Source organism: Christensenella hongkongensis, assembly GCF_000981035.1.
Lineage (GTDB): Bacteria > Bacillota > Clostridia > Christensenellales > Christensenellaceae > Christensenella > Christensenella hongkongensis.
Map to the genome: position 1 here is coordinate 379164 of NZ_LAYJ01000112.1, position 16702 is coordinate 395865.

The 16702-nt window shown below is 37.3% G+C and carries 12 protein-coding genes; 10 read left to right on the top strand and 2 right to left on the bottom strand.

Translation table 11 applies throughout. From position 1 onward, the window contains the following. The 5 genes from CHK_RS11845 (at nucleotide 1) to CHK_RS11865 (ending at nucleotide 6851) form a co-directional block, all read left to right on the top strand. Nucleotides 1-945 (top strand): NAD-dependent epimerase/dehydratase family protein, encoded by a 945-nt coding sequence (locus tag CHK_RS11845; protein ID WP_046444243.1) that lies wholly within the window; start codon nucleotides 1-3, stop codon nucleotides 943-945. Continuing rightward, complete coding sequence (locus CHK_RS11850) at nucleotides 942-2033, top strand: DegT/DnrJ/EryC1/StrS family aminotransferase (RefSeq protein WP_046444244.1); 1092 nt, start codon at nucleotides 942-944, stop codon at nucleotides 2031-2033. Before CHK_RS11845 ends, CHK_RS11850 begins: the two co-directional genes overlap by 4 nt. A gap of 5 nt (nucleotides 2034-2038) precedes the next feature. Next, a complete protein-coding gene (locus CHK_RS11855) occupies nucleotides 2039-2530 on the top strand; it encodes an acyltransferase (RefSeq protein WP_046444245.1) in 492 nt (163 codons plus the stop codon). After that, nucleotides 2530-3231, top strand: coding sequence for a glycosyltransferase family 2 protein (locus tag CHK_RS11860; protein ID WP_160295653.1), 702 nt, complete (start codon nucleotides 2530-2532; stop codon nucleotides 3229-3231). The genes CHK_RS11855 and CHK_RS11860 overlap by 1 nt, the downstream gene beginning before the upstream one ends. An 821-nt stretch (nucleotides 3232-4052) precedes the next feature. Beyond that, nucleotides 4053-6851 (top strand): YfhO family protein, encoded by a 2799-nt coding sequence (locus tag CHK_RS11865; protein WP_046444247.1) that lies wholly within the window; start codon nucleotides 4053-4055, stop codon nucleotides 6849-6851. Nucleotides 6852-6993: 142 nt separating this feature from the next. Here the strand turns inward: CHK_RS11865 and CHK_RS11870 are convergent, their stop codons facing one another. After that, complete coding sequence (locus CHK_RS11870; RefSeq protein WP_046444248.1) at nucleotides 6994-9567, bottom strand: hypothetical protein; 2574 nt, start codon at nucleotides 9565-9567, stop codon at nucleotides 6994-6996. A gap of 257 nt (nucleotides 9568-9824) precedes the next feature. Here CHK_RS11870 and CHK_RS11875 point away from each other — a divergent pair, with 257 nt between their 5' ends. The 5 genes from CHK_RS11875 (at nucleotide 9825) to CHK_RS11895 (ending at nucleotide 15897) form a co-directional block, all read left to right on the top strand. Further along, nucleotides 9825-10811: a glycosyltransferase family 2 protein gene (locus CHK_RS11875; RefSeq protein WP_046444249.1), complete on the top strand. Its 987-nt coding sequence runs from the start codon at nucleotides 9825-9827 to the stop codon at nucleotides 10809-10811. Beyond that, on the top strand, nucleotides 10808-12421 hold the full coding sequence (locus tag CHK_RS11880) for a hypothetical protein (protein ID WP_046444250.1): 1614 nt from the start codon (nucleotides 10808-10810) through the stop codon (nucleotides 12419-12421). Before CHK_RS11875 ends, CHK_RS11880 begins: the two co-directional genes overlap by 4 nt. Beyond that, the gene (locus tag CHK_RS11885; RefSeq protein WP_046444251.1) at nucleotides 12405-14036 is read left to right on the top strand and encodes a Coenzyme F420 hydrogenase/dehydrogenase, beta subunit C-terminal domain; all 1632 of its coding nucleotides are present in this window, start codon (nucleotides 12405-12407) and stop codon (nucleotides 14034-14036) included. Before CHK_RS11880 ends, CHK_RS11885 begins: the two co-directional genes overlap by 17 nt. Next, nucleotides 14033-15364 (top strand): UDP-glucose dehydrogenase family protein, encoded by a 1332-nt coding sequence (locus tag CHK_RS11890; protein WP_046444252.1) that lies wholly within the window; start codon nucleotides 14033-14035, stop codon nucleotides 15362-15364. The genes CHK_RS11885 and CHK_RS11890 overlap by 4 nt, the downstream gene beginning before the upstream one ends. A gap of 197 nt (nucleotides 15365-15561) precedes the next feature. Beyond that, nucleotides 15562-15897 carry a hypothetical protein gene (locus tag CHK_RS11895; RefSeq protein WP_046444253.1) on the top strand — a complete coding sequence of 112 codons (336 nt, stop codon included), beginning with the start codon at nucleotides 15562-15564 and terminating at the stop codon, nucleotides 15895-15897. 24 nt (nucleotides 15898-15921) lie between these two features. Here the strand turns inward: CHK_RS11895 and CHK_RS11900 are convergent, their stop codons facing one another. Beyond that, the gene (locus CHK_RS11900; protein WP_046444254.1) at nucleotides 15922-16545 is read right to left on the bottom strand and encodes a GerMN domain-containing protein; all 624 of its coding nucleotides are present in this window, start codon (nucleotides 16543-16545) and stop codon (nucleotides 15922-15924) included. Nucleotides 16546-16702: the final 157 nt, after the last annotated feature.

Consider the following 16702-nt stretch of genomic DNA (forward strand, 5'->3'; position numbering starts at 1 on the left):
ATGAGCAATGTTCTGGTGCTTGGGGGAGCGGGATTTATTGGTGCTCATATCGTGCGGCGATTCATTAGCGAAGGTGACAAGGTTACGATCGTGGATGGCATGCTGCCGAAGACGGGAGCAAATATAAATAATGTGCCAAAAAATGTAGAATTTATTGATCGAAGAATTGAAGATGTCGATAACCTTGCAAGAATGTTGGAGAAGTATGATGTTGTAATTGATAGCATGGCATGGACGTCTCATCTCGAGGCATTGGAAGATCCCATGTATGATGTTGATTTAAATATCAAAAGCCATATTGTTTTGTTGCAAAATGTGAAACGAGGAAGCAAGACTCGCTTTTTTTATTTGGGATCGAGGGGGCAATATGGAAAGGATGCTTTAGAACCGATTACGGAACAAACTGGTATGAGACCAGATGATATACAAGGGATTGATAAGACGGCTGCCGATCATTTTTTTCGCGTGTTTGCGCGCTTGAAAAATTTGAATGTTACAACTCTTAGATTTCCAAATTGTTTTGGGGCTTTTCAAAAGGTTGAGCAAAAAGACATCGGATTGATCGGAGGCTTTATAAAACAAGTAATCATGGGCTTACCTGTTGAGGTATATGGAAACAAAAGATACAGAAGCATCATATACGCTCCGGATTTGGCAGGGATTGTCTGGCAATTATCACAAAAAAAAGAATGTGGGTACCAGGAGTATAATATTGCAGGCATCAGATTAGAAATCATGGATATTGTGAAAGAAATTATTCGTGTGAATGGCGCAGGAAAATGTATCCAAAAAGAACTGCCATCCCATATTAAAAAAATCGATATGGGGGATGTGCTGGTAGACGATCGAAAGTTACGCGAACAACTGAGCACACTCCAGTATACGGAAGTGCCAAAAGCCTTGGCTGAAACGGTCAACTATTTTAAGAGGAGTTTGAAACTATGATATGGAGATGTGATTTAGCGCCACAATATGATCTGTATAAAGATAAAATTAAGGAATGTATCGATAGAATAGGTGCTTCCGGGCGATATATTCTTGCAGATGAAGTGCGGGAATTCGAAAAAAAATTTGCACAATATTTAGGCGTTAAGCATGTTGTCGGTGTCGCAAATGGAACGGATGCCTTGGTGTTAATCTTAAAAGCGTTGAATATTGGTGCCGGAGATGAGGTTATCACTACAGCCTATACTGCAATTCCTACGGTCTCTGCTATTATTGAAGCAGGGGCGACTCCTGTTTTTGTTGATATCTGTGAAGATACATTTCTTATGGATGTTTCAAAGATAAAAGAAGCAATTACTGAAAAAACAAAAGCAATTATGCCGGTGCATATCTTTGGTAATGTGTTGGATATTGAAGAACTGAAAAAAGCAGTTGGAGATATACCCGTAATCGAAGACGCGTGCCAAGCCCATGGCAGTAGTATCGGCGGAAAGAAAGCCGGGAGTATGGGAATTGCAGGCGCATTTAGTTTTTATCCGACAAAAAATCTGGGTGGATACGGAGATGGCGGGGCGATTGCTACAAACAGCGATGAGATTGCAGAAACACTGATGCGCTTACGTATGTACGGTATGACTGACAAAGATCATATTATCTATAATGGTATAAATTCCAGATTAGATGAGCTTCAGGCGGCAATTCTTAGCGTGAAACTGGATGATTTAGATGCAATGAACCAGAGCAGGAATCATATCGCAGAAAGATATCGAATGGAATTGACAAGTGGCTTGATTGCACACCAAAAAATTGAAAAAAATGTATATTCCAACTACCATGTTTATACTGTGCGTTTTCGCGGAGATAGGGATGGTCTGGTGGAAGCATTGATAAAAGAAGACATTCAAACGAATGTATACTATTCCATACCATTGCATTTGCAAGAAGCAAATAAATATTTGGGATATCAACAAGGGGATTTGCCTGTGACGGAGCAACTTTGCAACGAAGCATTGGCGATTGCGATGTATCCTGAGCTGGAGATGGAAACACTGGACTATATCATTGAAAAAATGAATTATTTGGGGTAAATAAAGTGCTGGATAAAGATGTGAAATTGGGCAAAGATGTTGTTATATTTGATGAAAAATTGATCAATGTTTTTGGATGTGAAATTGGAGACCGGTCATTTGTTGGGCCTTTCGTAGAAATCACGAGGAACGTTAAGATAGGTGCAGACTGCAAAATTGAGAGCCATTCTTTTATTTGCGATTCGGTTACACTGGAAGATCAGGTTTTTATTGGGCATGGAGTTATGTTTACAAACGATTTGTATCCTAAAGTTGAAAGAGGCGTCCAATATATCGAAACGGTTGTAAAATCGCATGCGAGTATTGGCTCGAACGCAACAATCGTATGTGGTGTCACGATTGGAAGGTATTGTGTCGTGGGTGCTGGCGCTGTTGTCACCAGGGATGTTGAGGATTTCTCGATCGTTGCGGGAAATCCGGCAAAAGTATTGCATCAATTTCAGAGTGAAAAAGAAATGATAAATTATATGACGGAAAGGCAGCCGTTGAGAAAATGATGGAAAAGTACAAACGATCCCTATCGGTTATTGTTCCGGTATATAATGAAAAGAAGCTTTTGAGAGAATCTGTTACATATATAAATGAATTCCTTCAGGAAAGTTTTCTTGATTATGAAATCATATTAATCCAAAGTGGAAGTACGGATGGATCGAAAGAAATATGCGACGAACTGGCTAGCCAGTATCCTACGGTGAGGGCAATCCATGAGAAGCAAAGGAATGGTTTTGGGGCAGCCTTAAAACTTGGATACCAAGCTGCTCAAAAAGAGTATTGCTGGTTGGTGACTGTAGATATGCCATTTGATTTAAAATATATTTATAAGGCAATTCCGTTGCTTGAGCAATATGATTTTGTATTAAGTTATAGGGGTAGTGACAACAGGAGCATATTCCGTAAATTTCAATCGCTTATCTATAATTTTTTAGTGCATATAAATTTGGGTATCAAGGTCAAGCACGTCAATTCAGCATTTAAAGTATACCCAACAGCACTGGTGCAAGGAATGGATATCATATCAAATTATTGGTTTATTGATGCTGAAATGATATATCGTTTAGTGAAAAAGGGCTACACATATGTGCAAATCCCGGTGCCATTGATAGATCGGGAAGTGGGAGAATCAACTGTTGGGGTTGGAACCTTTAAAAGTATGTTAAAAGAGATGAGAGAATTTTCAAAAATCAAGCGGAATATTTGAATGCTTTTTTATAGATAATATGTAAAAAAATGTACTTAATCGGTAAAGGATAAAATCTGACGCCGATGTGTGGGCCTGCCCAGTGAAGCCGTAGTTAAAACAAAGTAATTCTTGTTGGAGGTCGTAACTACGAATGCAGATCAGTTGGGAAAACAGATCTGCTTTTTCTTGCTAACGGATAGGCAACTCAATTCATTAATCATGAGCAAATTACATCCAGAAATCCATCTTGCCTGATAGGTACGCACAATCCAATATACTTGAAATATGATATTATCTTTAGTATAATAGGCATTGCTTAATACAACAAATGGGGAAGTTGCTTGATAGGTAATTTACATACGATGCTTTGGAAAGTTTAGTGCAGTTAATTAAAACGAAGCATATGACTTATATGATTACTGTAGTTATCAAGCAAAAAAGACTGCCATTATCAGACAAGATATTGATTATTACCTTGACTATGTGTTGCCTTTTGCTGAAATAGAGAAAGATGTAGTGCATAAGTAATAATATTTTGTCGAAATTTTATTTTCGGATTGATTTGTTGTATTTTTTAAGCGCCTTTATGTCTGGTATGGTTTTAGGAACAATTATGGCTATTTACAGGTGTGTTTGGGTATGCGGTTATCAAAATATTTAGTTTGATGCCTTTCAATGCCGGATGGCCAACTTGACCGCTGTTATTCTTTTGGGAGTTGGCGTTACGAATCTGTTGATCGGTGTTGATGCTGAGCATTTATGGAGGACATTAGAAGCAGCGCGTAAAGACCCGTTTTGTTATCGGTGAAATTATTGAAAATCAGGGGGAAGAGTGAGTCTTGAACGCGATAAAAGAAACAAGTAAGAATTTTTTTGTGCGAAATCAAAAAGAAATTTTTTATATTATACTTTATTTCGTTTTGCCTTGGATTATTTTTGGTATCGGCTATAATTTAATGGAATATCTTTTAGCACCGGGAGACGGTGCTATTGCTGGTTATCCGCTTCGCCAGGCAATCAGTGAGTATTCATTTTGGAGCCCCTATACCCAAGGCGGGAGTTATCTGGCGAGAGAAGGCAGTGCCCATTGTCTATACCTTCCAGCGCTGTTGATCATGAATATATTCCCCAATGTTTTTGGATACAATTTTCTTTTGCTTATACATTATAGTTTTGCAGGTATTTTTACTTATTTATTTTTAAAGGAGCTTAAAATAAAACAAATAGCAGCTTTTTTCGGCGGCTTAGTTTTTATGTTTAGCGGATTTTTAAGCGCGCATTTAGGTCATATCAATATGCTTTGTGCTGCGATATTCTTGCCTGCGGTTTTACTCGTAATAGAAAAGTATGTTCAGCATAAAAAGATTATTTGGCTGCTAGCAGGCGCTTTGTTTTTCATGTTGACAATTACAGCAGATTATTGGGCGATGCCATTTTATATTGGTATGGTAGGTTTACCGTATTTAATTTTCAGGTGGATTTGTGTAGGGCGTGAAGAAGGCCAAAAGGCCAGAACAATAGTTTGGCAGATTGTAAAAACTTTTTCCATAATTTATATTGGTGGTCTGTTGTTGAGCGCATTTTATTGTCTTCCAATCTTTCAGGCATTCCAATATACAACACGTGGCAACTTAACATTTGAAGTTTTTGCGTCTTATGGATTCCCCGCATATCTATTTCCAACACTTTTATTTCCCTATATATTTACGTATTCAATGAATACATTTATGTTTTATGGACCGTGGAATAATACAGAGTTGTTTGGCTATATGCCGATATTTGTATTGATATTTGCTGCGGTGGCAATTTTATGTTTGCGAAAGAAAAATGTTCAAATCTGGTTTTGGACTATTTTAGCGGTATTTGCCTTCATACTGGTCTTGGGGGATAATACTCCTTTTTACAAATTGGCATATCAAGTTCCAGGTTACAATATGTTTCGCGCTCCGGGGCGAAACTGGTATGAGGTGCATTTTGCGCTCAGCATTTTATTTGCTTTTGGGCTGAATGCTATCATTGGAGCAAATAAAGAAAAAAGAGAAAAATTTTTCAAAGCTGCTATAAAAACCAGTGTAGTGATTGGAGTATTAGCGGTTGCTACAATTATTGTTCTTTTCAGTTTGCGGCCTATTATGAGTCAGTTCTTGGGAACAGATATTGTGCTGCCCAATTTTGTATATACGTTAAATGATATTGCGGAATATTTTGTGAGAAATATGAATTTTACTAATCCTGCCGTATATATTCCTATTATTATTATTTTACTTTGCATTATTTGGTGTATATTTGGGAAAAAATACGGCTGGACGAGGGTCACTTCTGGGATCTTCGCTGGTATTTTATTGATAAATATATTTTATTATGGACATTGGGTATATGGTGCTCCTACGCAACCACCGGTAGAAACACCGGTGCTTTCCTACCTAAAGGAAGAAGGTGGAGATGCCAACCAGTATAGAATATATCCTATGGATGATCAACCAGGCGTTTCACCTATGGGCAACATGATTAATAAATTGAATGTTATTAATACATATTCAACAGTACCGATGAGAGACTATGCAACTCTTACTGGATTAAGTTCCTTTGTTGCCGATGACCCGGAATTACTTGTTAGTCGCGTAAATTTACTTTCGGCAATGGGAGTAAAGTATATTGTTACAAACAATTCTGAGTATAAAGAATTTATCAAGAGCGTATATCCAAGTTATAGCGAAGGGAATAATTTGGTTGGGGACTCTGATGGTTGGGATATTCTTACAGGAGAATTTTTGCAGGATTCTTTCAAATTGGAATCAGGTGAAGACAATTACTCTTTGATGCAGACAGAAATACCTTTGAAAAAGTATACGAATTACAAAATTAGTTTTTTAGCAAAGGGGATTACAGATGTACAGATGTTTGCAGATTTATTTGCCGAGGGGTATGATCAGGATGCGCAGCAATTAGATATATCTGTTGCACAATCCGATGATTTTGAACGTTATTCATTTACACTGAACAGCGGGGACTGCCCTTCAAGGGTTATGTTGCGTATTGGGATACAAGGATTGGGAGCAGTGGAGGTTATGGATGTATCGCTGCGGGAATTGGTACCTAACGAGACAGCAGCATATGAAAAAGTATTTGAGGATGAAGAAGGAAATACGATTTATTATAATCCCCAATGGGTTAACAGAGCTCATTTTGCGACAGAGATATTGCCGGTATCAGATATAGAGGAAGTAAATACAGCTTTTTCGCCATTGTCCGATATCGATCCCCAAACACAAGCTCTTGTTGAAGGAATTGATCAAACTGAAAATATGGGAAACGGTAGTGTTTTGCAAGAGGATTATTCGGATGCAGATGCCCCAAAATTTAAGGTTTATATCGATGGCCAAAAAGGATTTTTTGTTCTTTCTGATACATATTATACTGGATGGGAAGTCTATGTTGATGGGGTACAAACGACAATTTATAAAACAAATGGTATTATGCGAGGAGTTTTTGTTGAAGGAGAAGGCGAGCATACAATCGAATTTAGATTTGTACCGGGATCTTTCTATAAGGGATTAGTCGTTACTTTTATTGCTTTGGGAGGCCTGATTGCTGTGGTGTTTCTTCAACGAAGGAAAAATGGAAAAAAGACAAATTAGATCAGACGTTGTGAAGTCGAAAGTTTAAATACGGACTAAAGTGAGAAATATAAAAATGGATTCAGAATATATATTTCAAAGCTTAAATAAGTTATAAAAAAGCATCTGCCAAAAGGCAGATGCTTTTTTATAACTTATTTTTTTATTTTGCCGCTGATATAGACAAATTAATAAGTCCGATTCCGGTTGTAAATCCCTCTGCACCTGATATTGTCTGTGCCGTTGGATTTTTAATTGTTACTTGAGCGCTTCGGCAACCAAGTAATTCGGAAGGAATTAAGACGCTCATATGGCTGACCTCAGAAGACTTTGCTGAAGCTGTATGAAGAAGACGTCCATTTACATATATTTCATAAATTTGTTCGGAACAGGTATCGGACAAATAGGGAACATAATCAATATCAAGCACTAAGTCGGAAGCAACGTCTTTCTCATTGAAAGAAAACATAAACGAAGCTTTGTCGCCGTTGACCCAAGTTCCCCAGTCTTGAGGTGTAGAAAGTCCCGTGTAAGGAAGCCAGCCATTCGGAGCATATTCGCGTATCTCGTAGCCTGGGAAAGTGAATGACAAGGATGTCCCTAGTTGATACAGATTGTAATCGGTATAAAGCGGGGCGGTAATTTCATCTGTTGTATAAAACGTATTTACAAAAAAGATGGTCTCGCCTGCGCTTGGGGGAATCGAAATAGTTACATTATCTATTGTAGTTATATCATCAAGATCATAATAGTATAAATAATCTATTTTTTGATCAAATCGTAGGGATTCCCCGTTTACGTTAATTTGAGGTATAATCTCGCTGCCTGATGAGAATTTAGTGTCAAGAACAAAGTAAGAAGAATCGTTTTTATAAGATAAATTAGTAAATTCTGCTGTCGAACCTATCATTTGGTTATCTTCATTGAGGCCCTTTATCTCGACAAAATTGTTATTTGTATAAGGGAGATAATACAAATTAATAGGATAATACCATTCAAATGGCTGGATTGTATTTCCAAATAAGGGTAGCACATTCAATAAATTGGAACTGGATATCCAATAATCAGTTTGTTTTATATCGGACCGTTTTGAAGTGAATGGAACGTACTCCGATATTGTAAAGTCATTAGAAAACTCATTTACATGGAACATATCTACGTTATATAAATAGATTGAAGACGTTATGGGAATAATATTTTCTGAATAGGTCTTTTGATCAATGTTAGCAGAGAAATATTCGCCAATATTCATATGATTATATTCTTTGGCATCAACTGCAACAGAATACTGCTTCTCCTCAAACCCTCCTGATTGCATTCTGGGTTTTGCACATGAGTATATGCGCCAAAAGCTAATACCACAGAACAAAATAATGAAAATATATAAACCAATATTATTTTTTTTGAGAGTTGGAAGAAAGAAAAATATTGAGAATATACCGGATCCAATCAAAAAGGTAATTAAGTAAAGGGGTTCGCGTGGAATAGTATAGATATACTGTACAAAAGTAGATATAGCACTAACATTATTAATATTATTTACGGTTAACGAAGCGATATTCCCTCCGAAGATATAGAGTGCAATAAAGCAAAGCGCAAAAAATAAAATCGATGCTATGTAGACTTTTTTTCGTGGGAAGTATTCGGAAGAATCTTTTTTGAAGAGTTGCGCTAAACCGATGCAAATAAAAAGTGGGAAAATAAATTCAGTATATCTTCCATAGAAAACGTGATCAAGGCGTGAGTAGTCCATATTATAATTTGAAAAAGAGAGAAGCATTACAAGTAAAAATAAAAGATAACCCACACAGGCAAATAAGAGAACATAGAATATTGAGGTATGCTGCCTGTTTCTATTTTTCCAGAGATAGATGATACTGAAAATGATACCACATATTGCTATCCCAAAGGAACCAAGAAAGAGATAAATCCAAGAACCGGATAAATTGGCAAGATAATGTGCTGGAATAAGCATCTCTAGCTTTGTGAAAAACTGTTCAAAAAGGCCGCCGTTTGAACCAGATGTTTTTTGATTTCCTAATGTAAAATACAGGATACCGATAATCAATATCGGAAGCAAAAATTTTGAATTTGCTTTGAAGCTGAATTTTCCATTCGTTTTGTGAAAAATAAAGTAAAACAGTAAAATAAGACATACAGTTCCCGTAAGAGGAAGTGCACGGGAATGGATAAAATATAAGTAAACAGAGCATAAACCCAGTAATACTGCATCAATAATTTTATTTTTAGTAAAAAGATTATACATGAAGAGAATCGTTAAATTAAAAAACAGTAATAACGTTGTTTCACTCATAACATAGATGGAGTAAAACATAATAGAAGGATAGAATGAAGCTATAAAAGCAATAATGCTGCAAAGTGTTTTTCTGAGACCAAAAAAGCGATTAATGATCGTCTTTAAAACAAAAAAATTCAAAACGATCATGATAGTTTGAATGAAAAGCATGGAGCGATATAGTGCTACCGGATCAGAAATAAAAAATGAAACAGGCACATAAATCAACGAAGATCCCCAATAACCACTAAACGAATAAGAGGCGCCTGTCGCCATGGTTTTGGCCGGCAAAATATATGCAAGTTCATCTCCAAGGAATTCGGGAAGAAAACGGTTCCATTGTAAGAACGTACACAGAGAGAATAAAACCAGAGGAAAAACTATACATAGAATAAAGTCTTTTTTGTGAGAAATTTTTAGATGTTGAATCCGAATCATCATTAAAACCTTTCTATAACTAGCGAATGATATTAATATAACATATTGATTGTAGATTGAACAGTTGTGAATTATATTTATTTGCAGGTTGTATAAGCAACATGATTTTGATATAATATTAACTTAGTAAATTATACCTTTTCATTCGTCCTTAAAAGGGCACAAAAAAACACCCTTTCAGGTGCAAAATTGGTATATTCGTGATGAAAAAGGTACGAACGAAAAGGTATACTTTTTAGACTTTGCAAAGGTGTTAAAATATGAAGCTGATAATCCAAATCCCTTGTTATAATGAAGAAAAAACATTAAAACAGACTATTGCAGATTTGCCGAAAAAGATAGACGGTATTGATACGATTGAATATTTGATTGTTGACGATGGGAGTACAGATAAAACGGTAGAAGTTGCAAAAGAACTTGGAGTTCATCATATAGTGTCTTTTAAGCAAAATAAAGGTTTGGCTTTTGGTTTTGTAGCGGGTATGGATGAATGTTTGCATTTAGGTGCAGATATTATAGTCAATACCGATGCTGACAATCAATATTATGGTGGAGATATCCCCAAATTAGTGTTGCCGATTTTAGAGAATAGGGCGGATATTGTAATAGGGGAGAGGCCGATTAGCGAGATTGAGCATTTTTCAAAGAAAAAAAAGCGTTTTCAAAAAATTGGAAGTTGGGTAGTAAGAGTTGCTTCTAAAAGTAATGTCCCTGATGCACCCAGTGGTTTTCGAGCATATTCGAGAGAAGCTGCGTTGCGTATAAATGTAGTGAATGAATATACCTATACCTTAGAGACAATCATTCAAGCAGGAAGAAATAAGATGGCAATGGTTTCCGTGCCGATTCGCACCAATGCCGAAACGAGAAAATCCAGATTATTCAAAAGTATGTGGTCTTATATGAAACGGTCTGCTTCCGTTATCATAAGATCTTTTATGATGTATAAGCCGTTAAAATTTTTTGGAGTCCTGGGATTGATTTTTTTGACCGCTGGATTGATATTTGGAATTCGTTTTATGTTCTTTTATATACAGGGATTGAGTGAAGAATATATAAAATCTATGGTAATTGCAGCCGTACTGGTGGTTTTGGCAATTATTATTTTTGTTTTTGGATTGCTTTCAGATATCATTGCCTCAAATCGAAAATTATTAGAGGATATACAGTATCGTGTAAGAAAGATGGAATGCCAGGAGGAACCTCGCAAAGAAGAGCAGACAGGTTATAACGGAGAAAGCCAATGAAAAGCAATTATGCTGATTTTGTTTTGAAAAATGCACCGCGTGTTATTACACAAATCGATAGGGATCCGAATTCAAAAACCTATGGGAGTTGTGACCGTAATTTTTGGCATCTGAAAACAAGAGATTTTTCTTCTGCAATTTTGCAGCAAAGTGGCCTGGTATTGGCGTTGTTATATTCAAATGATTTTGAGGGAAACGTTTATTATAAAAATGAGAATATTAAAGAATGGGCAGTTGCAACCGTTTATTATTGGGCAAAAGTCCAACTGAAAGATGGATCCTTTAATGAATACTATCCTCATGAACATGGTTTTCCGCCTACAGCTTTTTCCTTATTTAGTGCTTGCGAAATATACAAGAAATTAAAGCTAAAAGACGAGATGCTTGTATCGAAAATGGCTAAAACAGCGCATTATTTGGTAGAGCATATTGAAGAAAATGCGTTTAATCAGGAAATGGCGTCAATAGCGGCACTTTATTCTTTTTATACAATAGTGAAAAAAGAATGGGTAAAAGAAGGCTGCGAAAGAAAATTAAAGCGGATTTTAGCGATGCAGAAAAAAGAAGGCTGGTTTCCCGAATATGGCGGCGCAGATATCGGATATTTAAGCGTTACCCTTGATATGCTTGCGGCCTATTACTCAATGAGTGGGGATGAAGCCGTAGTAGAGCCAATCAATCAAATCATTGGGTTTATAAAATATTTTGTTCACCCCGATGCAACTGCGGGTGGCGAATACGGGGCAAGAAATACAACGTATTGCCTTCCTTTTGGTTTTCAGGCAGCAATCAGCTGGAAAAATCAAGACGCGGCAGCGATTAAGCAAGCGTTATATGGAGCATATGATTGGCACCGGAATTTCTATTTTATGGATTCGGTAGACGATAGATATTTTTCGCATTATCTGCTTCATTCATTTCTACGAGCGTTAGAAATCGAGCAGGCTCAGGAAGTTGAACCTGCAGTTTTGCCTTGTTTTGAAAATCATTATAAATATTTTGAAGAAAGTGGATTAATCTCCTGTACAAACGAGAATTATCATAGCATTATTTCACTCCAAAAAGGAGGGATTATCAAAGTATGGAAAGGTAAAAAAGAAATAATGCTCGACTGCGGATATCGTGTGGATTTTGGTGGAGGATGTGTTGCTGCAATGAATTGGCTTGATCCAAGTTACAGTATACACGTTGAGAAAGCTTCTGTGAGCGTCGCAGGCTATATGAACAGGGTTACATTAAAGATGCCATCTCCTATATTACATATGGGCCTGCGCGTCATATCTTTTTTGCTGGGAAACAAGATTATCGGTTTTTTAAAACGAAAATTGATTTTCGTGGATCAACACTGTGATATCAGGTTTACACGAAAAATTATTTGGAAAGAAAAGCAGATACTGATTGAAGATGAATTTGAATCCGATCAGGAATATCGGTTGATACATGCTACCAATATGTCTTTGAGGCACGTTGCTTCAGGTAAATTTTTTGGAAAAAGCGATTTGTTGGATAGAAAAAACAAGGATATTCCCCGTGCCAAAAAAGTTATTGTTAAAACTGAATTAGATATCGCAGCGGAGAGGGCTACTTATCAGAATGAGAAATTGGTGTGATTTAAAAAGTGAAGTTATAAAAAAAGATTTATGTTGCCTTTGTGGGACTTGCATTGGGGTTTGCCCAACAAATACTATTTCGATAGAAAAAGAAAAGCTTCATTTTAATACAAAAAAATGTATTTCCTGTGGAAAATGTATAGCGAGCTGTCCGGGAAAAGGATTTGATTTTCCCGAATATAACAGGAAGCTCTTTGGAACGGATCATGTAGACCAGGAGTTAGGTTATTATAGAAGGATTGAAAAAGGTGCTGTTTTGGATAAGGCGCTGCTTGATAAAGTTGGATCGGGCGGAATTGCGACGGCCATTGCATTGTACTTATTGCAAAAAAGAGAAATCGATGGTGTAATTTGTATTCGCGAAAAAGCACCGGCTGAGTATACGGCTGCGGTGCTAAGTAACCCGGATGATATTATTCAAGCTGCCGGATCAAAATATTCTTTGGTTCCAACAAACATTTTGCTTTCTGAAATAGCAAAAAAGCAAGAGAAATATCTATATATTGGCCTGCCATGTCAGGTACAAGGGCTGCTAAAAGCGATGGAGTGTGTCGATGGATTAAAGGAACGCATTTACATGACAATATCACTTTTTTGCGGTTTTAACATGGAATATAAAGCGACAAAATATTTGATTCGTAAATCAGGTTTTAAAAAGGTGAGCAGGTTCCAGTATCGGGGGAAAAAGGATGGCGAGACAGGGGTATTGATCTCTGATGACAACGGGAAAGAATTTTTTATAGACAAACATGGCTATACCTTTCTTAATGTTTTTTATGCGCCGAAGAGGTGCTGGAAATGCTATGATTATTCAGGTGAATTTGCAGACGTCTCTTTAGGGGATGCCTGGGAAGTGAAGAACGGTTCCCGAATTATTTCCCGAAATGAACGGGCAGCGCGACTAATAGATGAAATGAAAAGCAGTGGTGTGATTGAAACAAGCCCTTCTGCGAAAAATGATATTCTAAAAACGCAGGATAAAGTTGTTACCTATAAGAAAAAAGATATTGCACTGCGCGCACAGAAATTAAAAAATTTTCCAGATTACAATACATCATTCCATGAACTTTCTATAGAGGAGCGTAAAAAGGCAAAGATTTTTCTGCTGTGCCTGAAAGTTGGGGCAACAAAAATTGCAAGGGTTTTGCTTAATTTGTTGCCGACCGGTGTTGTACAAAAAGTGAGCAAAAAGTTAAGGAAGGATACCGATGGAATAGGCCAATTTTCAGAAGTGATCCGCTATGGAATATGGGGTGTCGTTACAGTTCTGTTCAGCTATTTGAGTTATTGGCTTCTTGTTGTTTTGGGAGTCGACTATAAAGTTGCAAATTTTATTTCGCTTGTTTTGACAAAGACAGAGGCTTATTTGACGAATAAATTCTTTGTTTTCAGGTCAAAGGCAGACAGCAAAAAAGCGCTATTGCTTGAAATATTTAATTTTATCTGGACACGTGGACTGGTCGGGCTGGTTGATTATTTTGGATTGATCCTGTTGGTCGAGAATTTTGGGTTTAATGATATGGCAGGGAAAGTTGTGATGTTAGTTCTTACAACCATATTGAACTTTTTTCTGGGGAAATCTATTGTATTTAAAAAGGCGGGGAGAACAGCATGAGAAAGATAGCGGTGATGGGGACCGGATATGTTGGCTTGGTTCAAGGGGTTGTTTTAGCAGAATTTGGAATGCACGTAACCTGTATGGATGTCGATCAAGAAAAAATTGAGAATCTGAAAAAGGCCGTTATACCAATATATGAACCAGGCTTGCAAGAAATGTTGGTCAAAAATGTTAAAGCCGGACGGCTTGATTTTTCAACGGATATGAAACGTGCTGTTCAAAACAGTGAGATTATTTTTATTGCGGTAGGAACACCCCAAAGTGATGACGGCAGTGCCGATATGCAATACGTGTATTCTGTCGCGGATGAAATAGGCGAATATTTGAATGGATATAAAGTCGTTGTCAATAAATCCACAGTTCCCGTCGGGACAGGAAAAAATGTCAGGGAACGAATTCGAAAAAAACTAAATGAGCGTGGAGCAACATATGATTTTGATGTGATTTCAAATCCGGAATTCTTGCGGGAGGGAAAGGCTGTAAAGGATTGCACCAATCCTGATCGAATCATCATTGGAAGTGAATCGGAACAAGCAACCGAATTGATGAAAGAAGTTTATAATGTCCTCTATATTAATCAAACACCGTTTGTATTTACGAATATAGAGACGGCAGAGATGATCAAATATGCATCCAATGCGTTTCTTGCGGTAAAGATTTCGTTTATTAACGAAATGGCGTTGCTTGCCGAAAAGGTTGGGGCGGATATTCAAAAAATTGCGAAAGCGATGGGAATGGATGGCCGGATATCTCCAAAGTTTTTACATGCTGGACCGGGATATGGTGGTTCCTGTTTTCCGAAAGATACCCGCGCGATCCTTGATATTGCCAAGCAGTATGATGAAGAGCTTTATGTGATTGAAGCAGCCGTCCGGGCAAACGAAAAGCAGAAGAGTAAAGTTGCTGCCAAAATTATATCGAAGTTTTCAGAATTGGCCAACGGTGAGCCGCCCGTTATTGCGATGTGGGGACTGTCTTTCAAGCCGGAGACCGACGATATGCGCGAGGCGCCCTCGCTTGATATAATTAGGGAGCTTGTTGACGCGGGGATGAAAATCAGAGCTTATTGCCCGCAAGGGATGCCGGAAGCCAGGTGGAGATTAAAAGGGCTGGAAGAAAGCATAGTCTATTGTGGTAGTGAATATGAGGCGGTAAGAGGTGCAGATGGCTTGGTCATTATGACGGAATGGAATCAATTTCGAGGGGCTAATCTCGAGGAAGTCAAGCAGGAGATGAGGGGAAACATAATTTATGATTTGCGGAACATTTATGGCAAGCGAGCTCTCAAAGATATGGGATTTCAGTATTATGGAATTGGCAGATAATCTTTGGGAATTGACATATGTGAATTAAGCAGAAAGAGTACGATATAAACGATTTTAAGTAAAAATTGATGTTGGTATAAGGGGAGAAGAATTCAATGTCTAAGAGTAATCGCGCAGTTGATTTTGCCAATCGGGCTGGACAATATGAATAAAGTTGATCCATACAAAAGGAAATTGTTGCGGTTGGCGGAAATATAGTGATTGGAGTTCCTGCGCTCAGCTTTCTTTATAGCTATATGGACGAAAACATCGGACACTACCGTCGCTATGACCGCAAAGTGCTGAAAAGAATGGGTGAAGAACTAAATCTTGATTGCGTAATGGATCGCTATTTCAATTTTTGGGGCATTCCCGTTTTTTATGTAAAAGGGAGAAGCAAAAATAAACAAGGGGAAGACAGCTCTTTTACTGAAATGGTCGATGATAATTCATCAAAGCTGATCAATAAGGCTACGAGCATTTTAAGGCCAATAGAAAAATTAATCCATCCGCCCATCGGAGTTTCTGAAATTATCGTTTTCAAAAAGAGGTAACCCAAAAAAATTCGTGGATGTTCCCTATTTCTTTTTATAGGGAACATCCATGGGAAATTCAATATGACTGGACGAATAACTTTTCCCCTCCACGCTGAAATAAACAGCGTCAACTCCTTCGATATTATTCAAATAGCCGTCGGCAATACTTTCTAACATTGTGCTCTCGCCAGAGGAGCCTAATTGAGTATGCAAAACATCCGAACGGAAATCAACATAAATACTATTCCCTTTTTGTTTTATGGACAGGGGTTGCATAGGGGAATCTGCAAGTGGTTTATCAAAAAGCTTCTGCGATACGCTATCGAGGACAAATGACAAAGGTAATTCTCCTGATGCTTCTTCTTTGATTATTTTAGTCGAATCATCTATAACATCAAAATATTCATATACGATTTCATTATTCTCATATGTCACCAAAGGATCGTTGGGCAAGTCCTCCAAAGACTCTGTGACAGTTGGTTGTGAAGAGGGAGAAGGACTTTCCGGCGCGGCTGTATTTTCAGTTGGAGCAATCGTTGCTGATGGCGCATTGGAAGCAACGGAGGAGGTATTGTTTTTGTAAAAGGCATTGTTAGTTACAATAATAATTACTACTATGATAGCTATTGCGACCAATACTAAAATAATTTTCCATTGTTTTTTCATGAAAAGCACCTCAAAGCCTTGTAAATTATAATCTTATTTTATCATATTAAAGCCGTTAATTATAGAGAAAGCTAAATGTTAACGAAATGTTAAGAAAATATTTAAAAATGATAACAAAAATTTGCGTGAAACTTGAAACTGATGTGAAAATATGATA

Bases quoted from the DNA above. Each gene is read 5' to 3' on its own strand.
- CHK_RS11845 (WP_046444243.1), top strand. From the start codon at position 1: ATGAGCAATGTTCTGGTGCTTGGGGGAGCGGGATTTATTGGTGCTCAT.
- CHK_RS11850 (WP_046444244.1), top strand. From the start codon at position 942: ATGATATGGAGATGTGATTTAGCGCCACAATATGATCTGTATAAAGAT.
- CHK_RS11860 (WP_160295653.1), top strand. From the start codon at position 2,530: ATGGAAAAGTACAAACGATCCCTATCGGTTATTGTTCCGGTATATAAT.
- CHK_RS11870 (WP_046444248.1), bottom strand. From the start codon at position 9,567: ATGATGATTCGGATTCAACATCTAAAAATTTCTCACAAAAAAGACTTT.
- CHK_RS11875 (WP_046444249.1), top strand. From the start codon at position 9,825: ATGAAGCTGATAATCCAAATCCCTTGTTATAATGAAGAAAAAACATTA.
- CHK_RS11880 (WP_046444250.1), top strand. From the start codon at position 10,808: ATGAAAAGCAATTATGCTGATTTTGTTTTGAAAAATGCACCGCGTGTT.
- CHK_RS11885 (WP_046444251.1), top strand. From the start codon at position 12,405: ATGAGAAATTGGTGTGATTTAAAAAGTGAAGTTATAAAAAAAGATTTA.
- CHK_RS11890 (WP_046444252.1), top strand. From the start codon at position 14,033: ATGAGAAAGATAGCGGTGATGGGGACCGGATATGTTGGCTTGGTTCAA.
- CHK_RS11900 (WP_046444254.1), bottom strand. From the start codon at position 16,545: ATGAAAAAACAATGGAAAATTATTTTAGTATTGGTCGCAATAGCTATC.